Below are 15,157 nucleotides of genomic sequence, written 5' to 3' on the forward strand. Positions count from 1 at the left end.
TGGCCACCATCCGCTCGCTCGGACCCGACGTCGGAAGCGCTGCCGCCGCAACGAGAAAACCCCCGCTCTACCGGGGGTTTTTCGGCGGAGACGGAGGGATTTGAACCCTCGGTCCCCGTAAGGGGACTCCACCTTAGCAGGGTCGCTCTTCGGCCATCACAGCCGAAAACACGCACTCCTGCGGCTCATCCGCACTCAGGACACTGCATTCTCGCAGAGGTCGGTACACACTGAGTACACAAGGAGGCCCGGGGACCTACTCCTCGCACCGCCTCGAAGCACTCGACGGACGCAGTGCACGCCGCTGAACTTCTCCGTCGCTCGACACTGCCCTCTCGGCTGACGTCGGCGCCAGGGCCAGGATCAACATTGCAGTCCGGATGACGAGCGGACACTGATGAGGAAGTCGTCAACGTTCGGCAGGTGATCCCGGACGCTGCGTTCCGCGGCTTGAGCTACATCGTTCCCCGCACGGTTGGTCGTCACGATGGCGTCGCCCTCGAGCCGGTGCCCCAGCCAGCGCAGCCGCACTCGGTCAACGCTCTGTACCGCGTCCACATGCATGATCGCGTGCTCGACTCGGTCGACGAGGTCCGGCTCGACACCGTCGAGGAGCCTGCGGCCGACGCTGCGAATGGTTCCGATCAGTAGGACGAAGATGGCCGCAGAGATCACCAGCCCGACGATGGGGTCGGCGAGCGGGAATCCTGCGAGAACTCCCAGTCCGCCGAGGACGACCGCCAGGGAGGTGAATCCGTCTGTGCGCGCGTGCACTCCGTCGGCCACCAGGGCAGCCGAGCCGATGCGCCGCCCCACTCTGATCCGGTAGATCGCGACGGCTTCGTTTCCGAGGAAACCGATCACGCCGGCTGCGATGACCCAGCCGATGTTCTGGAGCGGTTGCGGATGAAGGATGCGATCGATGGACTGCCACGCGGCGACCACAGCTGAGAGCGCGACGACGAAGACGATGAACAGGCCCGCCAGATCTTCTGCGCGACCGAAGCCGTACGTGTAGCGGCGGGTCGCCGCCCGCCGGCCGAGGACGAACGCGATCCACAGCGGGACCGCGGTCAGCGCATCGGCGAAGTTGTGGACCGTGTCGGCCAGCAGGGCGACCGAGCCGCTGAAGAGCACGACAGCGGCCTGCAGAACCGTGGTGACAAGCAGGATCAGGAGGCTGATCTTCAGTGCTCGGATGCCGGCGCCGTGGGCCTCCATCGCGTCGTCGATGGAGTCCGCGGCATCGTGTGAGTGCGGCACGAACAGCCCGAACAGGAAGCCTTTGAGGCCCGTGGGATGGTCATGCCCGTGTTCGCGCCCTTCCCCGTTGTGCGCATGCCGCGCGTGGTCATGGGCGTGGCCGTGGTCGTGGCGGTGGCCGTGGTCGTAATCCGCGCGCCCGCGTGTAGGGGTCACGACACCACCGCCTGGTCCGCATGATGATGCCGAGGCGTGCCGCCCAGCGAATGCTCCGCCTGGAAGATCGCATCCGCCACCAGACGCGACGCATGCTCGTTCTCGAGCCGGTAGAACACCTTCTGACCTTCCTGGCGAGTTGCGACGATTCGCGCCAGCCGCAGCTTCGCGAGATGCTGCGACACTGCCGCGGGCGACTTGTCGACGACGTCAGCGAGATGATTCACCGATAGCTCCCCGGCGTCCTGCAAGGCCATCACGATCCGCACCCGCGTCGCGTCGGCGAGCATGGCGAACACTTCGACGGCCAGCTCCACAAAGGGACTGTCCGGAGCGTAGCCGCATCCCCGCCTATCTGCGTTCATATGCAGATAATACATTGGCGAGCGATGGCCGGGACCGCGAGGGCCGCGTCCGCTCGGCGGCGAGCGGCTTCGGCCGTGCGGGTTCACACGGACGGCGGATCCCGTCGGCGCTCACACGAAGACGAGATCCCAGCGTCAATACCATTCGCCGACGCCATTCGACCTGTCGCGGCTGCCCGCGAGGTGGTTAGCCTGTCGAGCACCGGAGGTGTGGCATGCTCTTCGCGCAACAGAGTGGGACGGCGATGGTTGCCGAAGCGGTCGTGCCCGTCGTGGTCGCGCTGGTCGCCGCCGCAGCCGCGATCATCGCGCCGAGACTCGCTGCCCGCGGCGACGATCTCAAGCGCGCCGAGCGCCTCACCGAGCTGCTGCACGACCTCACCCCGTCGCCGCAGCGTGAGCTCCTTGAACAGCTGCGTGACGACTCTGCAACCGTCTGGGCGTTGCGACAGGCCGCCCCCGCCCTCCCCCGCCTCCGCACCGCGAGCCGGGCAGCCTACTACGGCGGTGTGCTGGTCCTGATCATCGGCCCGATCTCGCTGTTGCTCACACCAGGCATGCAGTGGTGGTATTGGGCGTACTACCTGGCCGGCGGGGTGCTGCTGGGAATCGGTGTCGCTCTTCACCGGCAGCGAGTGGCGCGGCAGGGGCGATGGATGGCAGGCGAACTGCGAAGGCGTGGACTTCGTGCTCCCCTGGACGGCAGCCTCGACGATCGCGCACGTTCGAGCAGTTCCGCTCGCACCGCATCGACGGACAGCGGCTCCTGAGGCCCCAACCGGGGCTTCGATCAGCTCACTCGCTCGGAAGGGACCTTCGGCCCACGTGACATCGGCTGCCCGTGCAATTGTGGGGATAAGGCAAGCGCTCAACGCTCGGTGGACGATCGACCCCTGGCCGGAACAACCGCCTGCCGGAGGAGGCACCCGTGAGCAGCGAAGTGAACCGCGACTACCGCTACTCCGAACAGGCATCAGCACTCCTGACCGCGACCGCCGAGGAAGTGTTCACATATCTCGATGATCACCGATCGATCGCGAGCCATATGGCAGCGGACAGCTCCCCAATGATGGGCGGCGGCGAGATGGGCCTCGAGCTGGACGCGGGCGGTGGCCGAGCAGTCGGCCCGCACATCCGGATGACGGGCACGGCCTTCGGCCTGAAGCTCGCCCTCGACCAGGTCGTCGTTGAGCGAACCCCGCCGACAACCAAGAGCTGGCAGACCGTCACGCAGCGGCTCATCGTCATTGGTGCTTATGCAATGGGATTCCGGATCGAGCCCCGCAAAGACGGGACGATGCTCACGGTATGGATCCACTACGACCCCGCGCCGAACCGCCTGCTCGGCCTGCTGGGTGGGAGGAGGTACGCGCGCTGGTGCGTCAGGCAGATGAGAGATGCCGCCGCGGCGCGCTTCCGGGCCAAACCGGTCGCCGGGGGTCCAACCCGCTCACGACGACTGGAGCGGGAGACCTGATGGTCAACTACTCGATGTCGCTCTCGCGAAGTTCCGCGGGAAGATCGTCGCCGTCGTTTGCGACTCGCAGGAAGTGATCGCCCGAAGATTCATAAACGCCGGCGACGACGCCTGTGATGAAGAACTCGTCCTCGCCGGCGGAACCCAAACCCGTCGGAGTAAGGAAGAGCAGGTAATGGCCGCCGACTGTCAACGCCGCCGATGGGAGGGAGGTTGTCGTCCCGCCAAACGTGCGCACTCGGACCGCGCTGCCCTCGTGCACCGGAACCACGGGCTCGGGTGACGTCGATCCGAGCGCTTCCGGGGTGAATGATCGCTCGACATCCAGCGTGAAGACTGTCGTGCCGTCTTCACCAACCTGTTCGGTGACCACCGTTCCGGTGACCACGGCGCCGCTGTCGCTGATCAGCTCCTGCAACGATGCGTACAGCTTCACCCGCGAGCCCATGCCGGTCGATGGACCGGCAACCGAGTCCCCGCCAGGGTCGGTCGGGGTCGGAACGGCGTCGGGCGTGCGGCCTGGTGCGCTTTGCAACGCGACGACGAGCACGACAGCTCCGACGGAGACAGCCGCCGCAGCAAGCGCGGCTCGCTTTCCGACGACACTGGCGTCTCGCCGCGGACCGGGGCCCGTGGTGGCCGTCTCGACGAGCAGACTTCGAAGCGCGGCCGCGCGGTCGGGATCGGGTTCACTCGTCATGGCAACACTCCTCCTGGTGAAGACTTCGACGCGAGTTCCTGATACTTCACCCGCAGTGCTCGATTGGCTCTGGAGAGGCGGGACTTCACCGTCCCCGAAGGAACTCCGAGCGCCTGCGCGGCCTCTGCTTCGCTGAGGCCGTTGAGGACGCAGAGCGCGACCACCTCGCGGTGTGGGCGGGATAGCTGCGCGAGCGCCGCTTGTGCCGGCCCAGCGTCGAAGGCATCGGCATGGTCAGGCTGAGGTATCGGCGGCGGCAGTCGTTGAAGAAGCGCGCGATGACGCCGAGCACCGCGCGTGATGTTGAGTGACGTGTTGGTTGCAACAACGAGCAGCCACGGCAGCATCGACCCGTTCAGGAAGCGAATGTGGTCGCGTTTTCGCCACGCTTCCAGCCACACCACCGCCACCACGTCCTCCGCGTCGACAGCGTGGGGGACGAGCCGGAGGCTATGGCGGTAGACGCGCGAGTGATGAAGGTCGAACAACTCTCCCACCGCGTCACCGTCGCCTCGCAGGGCGCGGCGCCAGCGCTCCTCATCGGTGACCGAGAGAGTGGTCATACTCTGTAGTGTCCACCAAGCCGCGTTCGGTTCCGTTTCCTGCCGGGGCCATTCGGCTAGTCGTAGTCGGCATCTCCCGAAGGCATCCTTCGTGGCGCCTCTACCGGCGAGCCAGAGATCGCGAGTCGCCGCGACATCAACTGGCAGGAGTGCTCACTAGTCCCGCTACCTGGTTACGCGCACATTCGCGCTTCCTCACTCGTGCCCGACCGGCGCGACACCTTGACGTTGGGAGACGGTGCCGGTCGAAGTCGGGGCGGGGAGGCGGAGGCGCTTGAGTAGTAGCGCGTTGACGGCGACGATCACGCTCGATCCCGACATACTGATCGCCGCTATCTCCGGCGAGAGCATGATCCCGAACGCCGGATAGAACAGGCCGGCGGCGATGGGCAGCGCGATCGCGTTGTAGCCGATCGCCCAGCCGAGGTTCTGCCGCATCTTGCGCAGCGTCCCCCGCCCGATGCGGATCGCGACCGCGACGTCCATCGGGTCCGATCGCATCAGCACAACGTCGGCCGTTTCGATGGCGACGTCTGTGCCCGCGCCGATCGCGATTCCCACGTCGGCCTGCGCGAGCGCGGGCGCGTCGTTGACACCGTCTCCGACCATCGCGACCGTCTTGCCAGCCTTTTGGAGTTCGGCGATCTTGGCGCTCTTGTCTTCGGGGAGCACCTCGGCGATGACCGTGTCGATGCCCAGGAGCGCGGCGATGCGGCGGGCGGTCGGTTCGTTGTCACCGGTGAGCATCGCCACCTCCACGCCCTGCTCATGCAGCGCATCGATGGCGGCTTTAGCGCTTTCCCTGGGCGCGTCGGCGAGGGCGATGGTGCCGGCGATGCTGCCGTCGACCGCGAACAGGATCGCGGTGCGGCCGCCTTCGGCGAGCGCTTCCTGCGCTGCCCGCACCGGGCTGACGTCGATGCCTTCCGCAGCCATCAGCCGCGCGTTGCCGAGCACCACCTGGTGCCCGTCCACGGTGGCGATGGCACCCTGACCGGTGACGTTGCGGAACGCGGTCGCAGTCAGGCGCGGGATGTGACGTTCGTCCGCATAGGACACGATCGCGCGGGCGAGCGGATGCTCCGACTCGCGTTCGGCGGCGGCGACCAGGGACAGCAGCCTGATGTCGTCGCTGCCGAGCGGGAGGTAGTCGGTGACCTCCGGTTCGCCTTTGGTCAATGTGCCCGTCTTGTCGAATACGACGGTGTCGATCTTCGCAGCGGACTCGATGCCGGCGGCGTTCTTGAACAGCACACCCCGCTTGGCGCCCAGCCCGGTGCCGACCATGATCGCGGTCGGGGTCGCCAAGCCGAGGGCGTCGGGGCAGGTGATCACGACCACGGTGATCGCGAACAGCATCGCGGTCGGGACGTCTGCGCCGGCGAGCAGCCAGCCGACGAAGGTGAGGGTGCCGCCGACGAGCGCCACCAGCACCAGCCAGAACGCGGCCCGGTCGGCCAGGCGCTGCCCGGGCGCCTTCGAGTTCTGTGCCTCTTGCACCAGTTGCACGATCTGCGCGAGCGCGGTGTCGGCGCCGACCTTCGTCGCCCGCACCCGAAGGGTGCCGACCGTGTTCACGGTGGCTCCGATCACATCCGATCCAGCGGCTTTGGACACCGGCATGGACTCGCCGGTGACCATCGACTCGTCGACCTCCGATTCACCGGCTTCCACCACACCGTCGGTGGGGATCTTCGCGCCGGGGCGAACGAGCATCACATCACCCGGCACCACGTCAGCCGTGGCGACCTCCACCTCCTCGCCGTTCCGGATGACGACCGCGCGCGCCGGCGCCAGCTCCAGCAGGGTGCGGATCGCGTCGTTGGCGCCGCCTCGCGCGCGCATCTCAACCCAGTGGCCGAGCAACACGAAGGTGGCCAGCACGCTGGCAGCCTCGAAGAAGACCTCCCCTCCGCCGGTCAGGGTGACGACCACGCTGTACAGCCAGCCGGTGCCGACACCGACCGCTACGAGCACCATCATGTCCAACGTGCGAGCGCGGAGCGCGCGCCAGGCGCCGTCAAAGAAGATCCACGCCGAGTAGAAGATGACCGGCAGCGAGAGGATCAGCGAGAACATGGCGTCGCTCAATCCGAACGGGGCCGGGACGGTGAACCCGAACACCTCCCGCCCGATCGGAGACCACAGGGTGATCGGCACCGAAAGCACCGCGGCGACCAGGAAGCGGTTGCGCATGTCGCGGATCATGTCCTGCATCGACATTCCCGCGTGGTGTCCCCCGTGGCCCATCACATCCTGGGCCGTGCGCGGCGCGGCCCCGTGGGCGTGCCCCCCAGCCGCGGGGGCGTGCGCCGCGTGCGCGGCCGCCCCATGGTCCATGGTGGGATGCGCCGCCGCCGGATGGTGCGCGTGGGCATCTATGGCGGACGCCTCTCGGTCGGTGTGCGAGTGCGCGGCCGCGGCAGGAGCGTGCCCCGTGGGCTGTGAGTCTGGCGTGTGGCCGGTGTGCTGATGCTCGGTGGGGACAGGGGCGGGGTGCTCGTGGACACCGGCCCCGTGTGACGCATTGGGCTCGGACTCGGGGTCGCGGGCGGGTGCCGTTGTCCCGTCCAGCATGTGGTGTGCCGGGTGGTCGTCTGCATGATGTGGGGCGCTCGCGTGGTCCGCGTGATGGTGGCTGTGATCGGCGCCGTCGGCGAGGCGGGGTTCGGCGTCCGAGTCGCAGATGTGATCGGGCACGGATTGGCCGGCGCAGTGGTAGCCGCACTCGATGACCCAGCGGCGCAACTTGTCAACGGACGTGGCCGTCGGGTCGTAGGTGACGTTCGCTGTCTGCGATACCGGGTTCGCCTCGACGGCGAGCACGCCGGGCCGCCGGGACAGGCGGGCCTCGACGACGTTCTTCGAGGAGGCGCGGATAATGCCCGACACCTCGAGGACGACGGTATGGGTGTTCTCGGTCATTTGATTCCCTCACGCTTCTATGTCGCAGGGTGGATGGCCGCGGGTCTACGGCCGAAATGGAGTGAAGCTGCGGAGGGGGTTAGGCGAGGTTACGCTGTCGCCCCGGACCGCTTCCGATGGTGTGCTGGGCATGGCCACTGGTGTGGGGCGGAGCGGGCGACCCGCCCGCCCCACACGGTCAGAGCTGCTCGAGCAAGTCCTGCATCGTGGCGATCTCGGTGGTCTGGTCCTCGACGATCTTGTTCGCAAGGGCCACCGCGTCGGGGTTCTGCCCCGACTCGACCTCGGTCTGCGCCATCTCAATGGCGCCCTCATGGTGCATGATCATCTGCTCCAGGAACAGGCGGCTGGCCTCGGGTCCGGTGGCGGCATCCAGCGCCGCCATGTCGTCCTCCGACATCATCCCGTCGCCGTGGTCCATGCCACCCATGGAGTCGCTGTCGTCAGCGACGCCCCAGTCCTCGAGCCAGCCCTGCATCGTCTTGATCTCCGGGCCCTGCGCCTCCTTGATGTCGGTCGCAAGATCAGTGACGCGAGCGTCGACACCCTCCTTGGCCAGAACCATGTCGGCCATCTCGATCGCCTGCTCGTGGTGCGGGATCATCATCGTCGCGAACATCGCGTCGGCCTCGTTGTAGTCCGCCGACTCGGAGCTGCTCATCATGCCGGACTCGTGGTTCATGCCGGGCATGGTGGACTGCTGCGGGGCGCACCCCGCGAGCACAAGGGCGGCGGCCAGAGCGGTGGAGGCCACCGCGACAGTGCGGATTCTGTTCATTTGGATTGTCCTTTTCGTCTCAGTGGGAAGCGTGACTTCGTGCGCGTGGCACGTCGAAGCAGCTCCGGATGCTGGCCGGAGCGCTCCGCGGGGAATCACGTTCGACTGATGGAAAGGACGTACAAGGAAGGCGGTCGGGCGCGCGCCAAGGCGCGGCCGGCGCGTTCTATCGCAAACCCGAGAAGTGAATCGCGTGCGTCCACGCGCCCCAAGGCGACCGGGATCGCCAGAACCAGCAGAGTGATGAGCAATCCGAGTACACACGCCATCGCCAGCATCGACTGCCCGTGCGCGGGGTCACTCGTTCCGCAGTCGCAGGACTCGAGGTCGGCCATGCCGGAGTGCTCAGACACCCCTGCCGAGTGCATATCGGCGCCTGCCGCGACAGCGGCGGGCGTGGACCCGTGGCCCTGTTCGCCGCCGCCGCTCAAGGTGTGCATCGCGAGCAGGCCGACGATGACCCCAAGGGCGAATGCAACACCGATCAGTGCGCGCGTGAAGGAGGACCGTGACTGCAACATCGAGCGGATCGTCCGCATCTGCTGGTCCTCCTTCTTGTCTCAGCCTAGGCGCACTCTGTGACCGCTCAGTGGCGGATCAGCTCGCCGCGGCGTATCGGGCAGGATCGGCATCCCAAAGCGGCGGACAGTCGGCGCAGCAGAACCAGAACCGCTTTCCCTGGTAGTCGCGATAGAGGCCCTTGGCCTCGGCGCGCTCCGGGTTCACCATGTTGCCCAGCATCACGGGGCATTCCACCAGCTGCGCCGCCCCTGGCTCGGGGTCGTGGTGGTGATGGTCTTGGTGCGCGGCCGAGTGGTCGTGTGGATGCTCATGGACGTGACCGCCACCATGTGCGGGCACATGCTCGCGCTCGTGCTCGTGCTCGTGGGGATCGTGGTCGTGGTGGATCATGTCGGTTCCTGTCTCAGGCTGCGACGGTCTGCCGGATCACCGGAGTTGCGGCGGGGATGCCGGGGAGCGGGCGAAATCGCCGCAGGCGAAGGCTGTTCGTCACGACGAACACCGAGGAGAACGCCATCGCCGCCGCTGCGACGATCGGGTTGAGCAGAGCGGCCATTGCGATCGGGATCGCGGCGACGTTGTACGCGAAGGCCCAGAAGAGATTTCCCTTGATCGTGCCGAGGGTGCGCCGTGCGAGCCGGATCGCGTCGGGCACGACAAGAAGATCCCCCGAGACGATCGTCAGATCGCTCGCGGTGATCGCCGCATCCGTGCCGGTGCCCATCGCGATGCCCAAGTCCGCGGCTGCCAGCGCGGCAGCGTCGTTGACGCCATCCCCGACCATCGCCACGACCTGACCGCGCTCCTGGAGGTCACGGATCGCATCGAGCTTGCCCGCCGGGGTCATGCCCGACCGCACGTCGTCGATTCCGACCGCGGCGGCAACCGCGTACGCGGCACCCGCGTTGTCGCCGGTCAGCAGAATGGGGGTCAGGCCGAGCTTGCGGAGCCGGGTGATCGCCTCGGCACTGTGCGGCTTCACGGTGTCGGCGACGCTGATGGCGCCACGCGGCTCCCCGTCCCAGGCCACCACGATGACCGTGGCACCGGCAGCCTCGTCGGCGGCGATGCGTGCGGTCAGGTCGGCGGGGACCCGCATCGCCCATTGCTCGGCAAGCCATCCGGCACGTCCCGCAACCACCAGGCGTCCCTCGACGATGGCCTGAACACCCTGCCCGGCATGCGCGAGGAAGTCCTCCGCAGCTGGCGGTGCAGGCACAGCATCGACGATCGCTCGGGCGATGGGGTGCTCCGACCCGTGCTCGGCAGACGCGGCGATGCGGAGCAGTTCCTGCTCGCTGACCCCTTCCGTGGGGTGAACGGCGCTGATGCTCATCGCGCCTTCGGTGACGGTGCCAGTCTTGTCCAGAACGATGGTGTCGACCCGGCGGGTGTGCTCGAGCACCTGCGGGCCGCGAATGAGGATCCCTAGCTGGGAACCGCGCCCCGTGCCTACCAGAAGAGCGGTGGGCGTGGCGAGTCCCAAGGCGCACGGGCATGCGATGATCAGCGTCGTGACCGCCGCGGTGAATGCGATCTCCAGCGGAGCCCCGCTCAAGGCCCACCCAATAAAGGCCAGGATGGCCAGGCCGATCACGATCGGAACGAAGATGGCTGAGACCCGATCGGCGAGCCGCTGCACCTCCGCCTTGCCGGTCTGGGCGTCCTCCACCAGCTTCGCGATGCGCGCGAGCTCGGTGTCAGCACCGACGCGGGTGACCCGCACTAGTAGCCGACCCCCGGCGTTCACGGTGGCACCGACGACAGAAGCCCCGGGCCCGACTTCCACCGGGACGGACTCGCCCGTCAGCATGCTCTCGTCGACCGCGGATGCACCCTCGACCACGACACCGTCGGAAGGGATCTTCTCGCCAGGCCGCACGACTACCGTGTCACCCACCGCGAGCTGGTCTACCGGGATTCGCCGTTCCACGCCATCGCGGACCACCGCGGCATCCTTGGCTCCCAGCTCCAGGAGAGCCCGCAAAGCCTCGCCGGACTGTCGTTTGGCGCGCGTCTCCATGTATCGGCCGGCCAGGATGAACACCGTCACCAACGCGGCGACCTCGAGATAGAGCTCGTGACCACCGGCCTGCGGCGGGCCGAACAGCTGGAAGCTCATCGTCATCCCGGGCATGCCGGCACCGCCGAAGAACAGCGCGTACAGCGACCAGCCGAAGGCCGCGATCACCCCCACACTGATCAGCGTGTCCATCGTGGCGGCACCGTGCCGGGCGTTGATGGCCGCGGCGCGGTGGAACGGCCATGCGCCCCAGGCGACGACGGGTGCGGTCAGCGTCAATGCAAGCCACTGCCAGTTCGTGAACTGCAGCGCCGGGATCATCGACATCAGCGCGACAGGCGCGGAAAGCGCAGCCGAGATGATCAGCCGCTGTCGCCAGGAGGTCAGCTCCGGGTCCGTCGTGGTCGGCTGATCCTCGTGCATAGAGGCTGGAGGAGCGGGGACCGCGGCGGCATACCCGGCCGCCTCCACTGCTGCCACCAGCTGTTCGACCGGCACGCCCTCGGAGCGCACGTGCGCCCGCTCGGTCGCGAAGTTGACCGTCGCTTCAACACCCGGAAGCTTGTTCAGCTTCCGTTCAATCCGAGCGGCGCACGAGGCGCACGTCATCCCGGTGATGTCGAGTTCGACGTCGGCGGTGCTCATGAGCTGGGCGCGAGCGCGTACCCGGCCTCTTCGACGGCGGCACGCACCTGCTCTTCGTCCAGGGCGGCGTCGCTGGCGACGCGAACACGGGAGAGGCCGCCCGAGTTGAGGTCAACGTCCACTTCGGCGACCCCGGGAAGCTCCGAGAGCTCCTCCGTCACGCTGCGCACGCAGTGCCCGCAGGTCATGCCCTCGACCAGGTAGTCGGTGACAACCGTGCTCGACTCGACCGGCTCGGGGGCGGTCTGCGCCGACGTCGTGGCGCTAGTGTGGCCGGTCGGGGAGCAGCAGGCGCAGCTCGAGTTCTTGTCGGTCAGGCCGAGGTCGCGGGTCTCAAAAGCAGTCATAGTTCTTTCCTCGATGTAGTGGGTGTTGTGAACTCAGGAGCGGACGAGGCGCGCGATAGCGTCGCTGGCTTCGCGCAGCTTCTCCTCAGCGACGGGGCCGCCGCTTGCGGTGGCCTCGGCCACGCAATGAGTGAGATGGTCTTCCAGCAGAGCGAGCGCGACAGATTCCAGGGCACTCTTGGCCGCGGAAACCTGCGTGAGCACGTCGATGCAGTACGCGTCTTCCTCGATCATCCGAGCGATGCCGCGCACCTGCCCCTCTGCCCGACGTAGCCGCTTCAGCAGCGCATCCTTGTCGTCGACATAGCCATGAACATGCATCGCTCGTACCTCCTACTCTCCATAGTACCCCATGGGGGTATGGGGTAGGGCGGGACTTTGGCAATCGGCGCTGATTCGTGCAACGACCTGCTGGCAAAGTCCCCGTCCTGTGTCGCGGAGTACCTGCGAGGCATGGCCGAGATCGTCAAGACCGTGTCCTAGGTGACGCCGCGAGCGGCTCATAGCGTGAAGTCATCACGAACACGCCGCCGGAATCGTCCGGCGCCAGTTGCGAAGGGAATCCATGTGTCTAGTAAGTCGGCCCTCATCGAAGCTCCGACCCGGGAGGCTGGGGGACATCGCGAAGAGACCGTTTCGGGGCCGGCGCGGCGGGGAGGCATCGGAACCATCGTCTTCGGTTCGCTGACCTTCGGATTGGTGACTGCGGTTCTCCTCGTGCTCGTCCCGTTCGGACCAGCGACCCAGAGCGCAGTCATCGGATCCGTGCTGTGCGGGTTCGCGGTGGGTTGGGCGATGCTCGCCCTGCTCACAGCGCGGTTCACCGATCAGCCGCAGCGATGGGCGTTCGCCCCCGCCGCGCTGATGGGGCTGAGCGGACTCCTCCTGGTGGCGTTCGGACCGGCGGTGCAACCGGCGGTCAACTGGGCCCTTCCCGCCGCAATGCTTGCCGTGTCGATCTACATGATCGTGCGCGTCCGGCAGAACCTCCGCGGCTCGCGCGCTCGGTGGGTGCTCTATCCCGTGATCGCGGCACTGGGCCTGGCGTCGGTCGGAGCCGGCTATCAGGCGATCGGCGAGGCGGTGGATGCCCAGTCGGCCTCGATGCCCGGACAGATGGTCGATGTCGGAGGGCACCGTCTGCACCTGTACTGCGCAGGCTCCGGCAGCCCCACCGTGGTGCTGGAAGCCGGCGGCGGTGCAGCGGCCGCCGAGCTCGAACTGCTCCGCTCGGCAGTGGAACGGGACACCCGCGTGTGCGTCTACGACCGCGCGGGCCGCGGCTGGAGCGACTCCACCTCCACGCCCGCCCACGGCATCCAGATCGCCACCGACCTGCACACGCTGCTCGAGCGCGCACACGTTCCTGGACCGTACGTCGTCGCCGGCCACTCCTTCGGCGGGCTGTACGTGCAGATGTTCGCCACGCAGTATCCGAGCGATGTCGCAGGGATGGTCCTGATCGACTCGACTGCGCCCGACGCGACCTCCCCCGGCTACCAGCCCCACCCGTTCATCCTGGACCGCGTCATCGCGCTGCTCTCCTCACCCGCACAGCTCGGACTGGGCCACCTGTTCGGAGGCACCGCACGCGACCTGCTGAGCACGATCAACGAGTACGCCGACGCGGGAGACGCCGTCCAGCACGCGGCATCCCTCACCGACTTCGGCGACAAGCCCCTGTTCGTGCTGACCGCCGGCATCGGGGGCGATGCCGCCAAGTTCGCAGCCCAGGACCGGATGGCCGCACTGTCGACCGACAGCCTTCACCGCATCGTTGAGAATGCCAGCCACCAGATGCTGGTCTCGGACGAAGAATCCGCCGCCGTGACGGCTCACGCGATTCTCGACGTGGTCGCCGCAGTCCGGAGCGGCGAGCCCCTCACAAAGTGAGACGAGTGCCGGGGCGCTCAGGTCGCGCGCCGGCACTCCCGCGGTCCGGCCCTCAGGCTGGCCCGAAATGGTGCCGATGGTCCCCGGGCGTCGTGTTGAGCCGCCGGCGGAAGGCGCGGTTCATGGTCTCGGGGGTTCCGAAGCCGCACTTTCGGGCGATCTCCTCCATCCCGAGGAGCGTTGTCTCGAGGAGGCGGCACGCCGCCTCCATCCGCACCGCCTCGACGTGTTCGGCAGGTGTGATGCCGACCTCGGCTTTGAACACGCNGTTCATGGTCTCGGGGGTTCCGAAGCCGCACTTTCGGGCGATCTCCTCCATCCCGAGGAGCGTTGTCTCGAGGAGGCGGCACGCCGCCTCCATCCGCACCGCCTCGACGTGTTCGGCAGGTGTGATGCCGACCTCGGCTTTGAACACGCGACTGAACTGCCGTTCCGAATGGTGGGTGCGCTGTGCCAGCGCTGGGATCGAGAGGTCGGCCGTGAGGTTGTCGGGGATCCAAGTCAGCAGGTCGCGGATGGGTTCGTCGTTCGCGGACTGGGCAGCCAGAACGGCGGAGAACTGGCCCTGCCCACCAGAACGTCGGAGATACACGACCAGGCGGCGGGCGACGGTCGCAGCCGCTTTGCGCCCGTGGTCGTCCGCGACGAGGGCGAGCGCGAGGTCGATGCCCGCGGTGACCCCCGCCGAGGTCCAGACGTTGCCGTCCTGCACATAGATCGCGTCCGGTTCCACCTCGACGGCCGGGTAGTCGCGCGCGAGGTCCGCGCATTCCGCCCAGTGCGTCGTGGCGCGCCTACCATCGAGGAGCCCCGCCGCCGCCAGGAGGAAGGCACCCGAGCAGACCGACGTCACCCGACGCGACCCAGCCGCCAGCCGACGAATGTTTTCGACCAGCGTCGTGTCATCGGCCGCGACATCCATGTCTCTGCCCCCGGAGACCACGAGCGTGTCGATGTCTCCCGTGACCTGCTCGATCGGGTCGGTCGCAAACGCGAGGCCGCTCGTTGAGAGGACGGAGCCGCCGTCGACGCTGACCAGCTGGGTCGCGTATCGCTTGATCGGCAGGAACCGCGACGCGGTTGAGAACACCTCCAGTGGTCCCGTCACGTCGAGGATCTGCGCGGATGGGAACCCCACGATCACGATCCGCGGCTCGGTCTGGGGCGGTCTCCGTTGGCCGAGATCGTCAAGAGAGTGTCCTAGGTGGGTCGCCGGCTCAGTCATACCGTGAGATCACTCCCCCACAGAAACAGGAATCGAGGCCTCGTGTATTCGCCATACTGCACCGGTTTCCGGTGGATGTCGCTTGTTATCGCGGTCGCGATCACTGCGACGCTCATCGCATTCCGCCGTTGCGCGAGCAACGAGCGAATCGCCTACGCCATCGCGGCCGGCGCCGCGCGCCGACGGTCAAGTCCCGTGGCGTGGTGTCATTCCGTTGCTTCCTGAGGGTGGGTGGTGGTCAGGCGGTGAGGTAGAGCTCGGGACGTGCGGGCTCG

General features: G+C 67.5%; 15 protein-coding genes and 1 tRNA gene. 3 read left to right on the top strand and 13 right to left on the bottom strand.

Annotation, left to right across the window (positions count from 1 at the left end):
• Positions 1-85 precede the first annotated feature (85 nt).
• The 3 genes from ACH3VR_RS22385 to ACH3VR_RS22395 form a co-directional block, all read right to left on the bottom strand.
• Positions 86-179 (bottom strand) — tRNA-Ser (locus ACH3VR_RS22385).
• Between the two features lie 184 nt (positions 180-363).
• The gene (locus tag ACH3VR_RS22390; protein ID WP_397558574.1) at positions 364-1,221 is read right to left on the bottom strand and encodes a cation diffusion facilitator family transporter; all 858 of its coding nucleotides are present in this window, start codon (positions 1,219-1,221) and stop codon (positions 364-366) included.
• Between the two features lie 194 nt (positions 1,222-1,415).
• A complete protein-coding gene (locus tag ACH3VR_RS22395) occupies positions 1,416-1,784 on the bottom strand; it encodes an ArsR/SmtB family transcription factor (RefSeq protein ID WP_397558557.1) in 369 nt (122 codons plus the stop codon).
• 215 nt (positions 1,785-1,999) lie between these two features.
• Between ACH3VR_RS22395 and ACH3VR_RS22400 the strand changes: the two genes are divergently transcribed.
• Together ACH3VR_RS22400 and ACH3VR_RS22405 are read left to right on the top strand one after the other, a co-directional pair.
• Positions 2,000-2,554, top strand: a complete 555-nt coding sequence (locus ACH3VR_RS22400; RefSeq protein WP_397558558.1) for a hypothetical protein — start codon at positions 2,000-2,002, stop codon at positions 2,552-2,554.
• A 158-nt stretch (positions 2,555-2,712) separates the two neighbouring features.
• A complete protein-coding gene (locus tag ACH3VR_RS22405; RefSeq protein WP_397558559.1) occupies positions 2,713-3,261 on the top strand; it encodes an SRPBCC family protein in 549 nt (182 codons plus the stop codon).
• A gap of 7 nt (positions 3,262-3,268) precedes the next feature.
• Here ACH3VR_RS22405 and ACH3VR_RS22410 read toward each other — a convergent pair whose 3' ends face one another.
• The 9 genes from ACH3VR_RS22410 to ACH3VR_RS22450 all read right to left on the bottom strand — a co-directional run bounded on the left by ACH3VR_RS22410 (position 3,269) and on the right by ACH3VR_RS22450 (position 12,085).
• Entirely contained in the window at positions 3,269-3,961 is a 693-nt protein-coding gene (locus ACH3VR_RS22410) for a hypothetical protein (protein WP_397558560.1), read from the bottom strand.
• Entirely contained in the window at positions 3,958-4,524 is a 567-nt protein-coding gene (locus ACH3VR_RS22415; protein ID WP_397558561.1) for an RNA polymerase sigma factor, read from the bottom strand. The genes ACH3VR_RS22410 and ACH3VR_RS22415 overlap by 4 nt, the downstream gene beginning before the upstream one ends.
• Positions 4,525-4,719: 195 nt before the next feature.
• Complete coding sequence (locus tag ACH3VR_RS22420; protein ID WP_397558562.1) at positions 4,720-7,449, bottom strand: heavy metal translocating P-type ATPase; 2,730 nt, start codon at positions 7,447-7,449, stop codon at positions 4,720-4,722.
• A gap of 178 nt (positions 7,450-7,627) precedes the next feature.
• Complete coding sequence (locus ACH3VR_RS22425; protein ID WP_397558563.1) at positions 7,628-8,227, bottom strand: DUF305 domain-containing protein; 600 nt, start codon at positions 8,225-8,227, stop codon at positions 7,628-7,630.
• A gap of 95 nt (positions 8,228-8,322) precedes the next feature.
• Positions 8,323-8,766, bottom strand: coding sequence for a DUF6153 family protein (locus ACH3VR_RS22430; RefSeq protein WP_397558564.1), 444 nt, complete (start codon positions 8,764-8,766; stop codon positions 8,323-8,325).
• Between the two features lie 58 nt (positions 8,767-8,824).
• Positions 8,825-9,139, bottom strand: coding sequence for a hypothetical protein (locus ACH3VR_RS22435; protein ID WP_397558565.1), 315 nt, complete (start codon positions 9,137-9,139; stop codon positions 8,825-8,827).
• 13 nt (positions 9,140-9,152) lie between these two features.
• The gene (locus tag ACH3VR_RS22440) at positions 9,153-11,417 is read right to left on the bottom strand and encodes a heavy metal translocating P-type ATPase (RefSeq protein ID WP_397558566.1); all 2,265 of its coding nucleotides are present in this window, start codon (positions 11,415-11,417) and stop codon (positions 9,153-9,155) included.
• The gene (locus tag ACH3VR_RS22445) at positions 11,414-11,764 is read right to left on the bottom strand and encodes a heavy-metal-associated domain-containing protein (protein WP_397558567.1); all 351 of its coding nucleotides are present in this window, start codon (positions 11,762-11,764) and stop codon (positions 11,414-11,416) included. The genes ACH3VR_RS22440 and ACH3VR_RS22445 overlap by 4 nt, the downstream gene beginning before the upstream one ends.
• A gap of 33 nt (positions 11,765-11,797) precedes the next feature.
• Positions 11,798-12,085: a metal-sensitive transcriptional regulator gene (locus ACH3VR_RS22450; RefSeq protein ID WP_397558568.1), complete on the bottom strand. Its 288-nt coding sequence runs from the start codon at positions 12,083-12,085 to the stop codon at positions 11,798-11,800.
• A gap of 378 nt (positions 12,086-12,463) precedes the next feature.
• On the opposite strand from ACH3VR_RS22450, the gene ACH3VR_RS22455 reads away from it, so the two are divergent.
• The gene (locus tag ACH3VR_RS22455; protein WP_397558569.1) at positions 12,464-13,657 is read left to right on the top strand and encodes an alpha/beta fold hydrolase; all 1,194 of its coding nucleotides are present in this window, start codon (positions 12,464-12,466) and stop codon (positions 13,655-13,657) included.
• Positions 13,658-13,709: 52 nt separating this feature from the next.
• Here ACH3VR_RS22455 and ACH3VR_RS22460 read toward each other — a convergent pair whose 3' ends face one another.
• On the bottom strand, positions 13,710-14,882 hold the full coding sequence (locus tag ACH3VR_RS22460; protein WP_397558570.1) for a helix-turn-helix domain-containing protein: 1,173 nt from the start codon (positions 14,880-14,882) through the stop codon (positions 13,710-13,712).
• Between the last annotated feature and the right edge of the window lie 275 nt (positions 14,883-15,157).

The sequence above is a fragment of the Microbacterium alkaliflavum genome, from assembly GCF_044325405.1.
GTDB classification, from domain to species: domain Bacteria; phylum Actinomycetota; class Actinomycetes; order Actinomycetales; family Microbacteriaceae; genus Microbacterium; species Microbacterium alkaliflavum.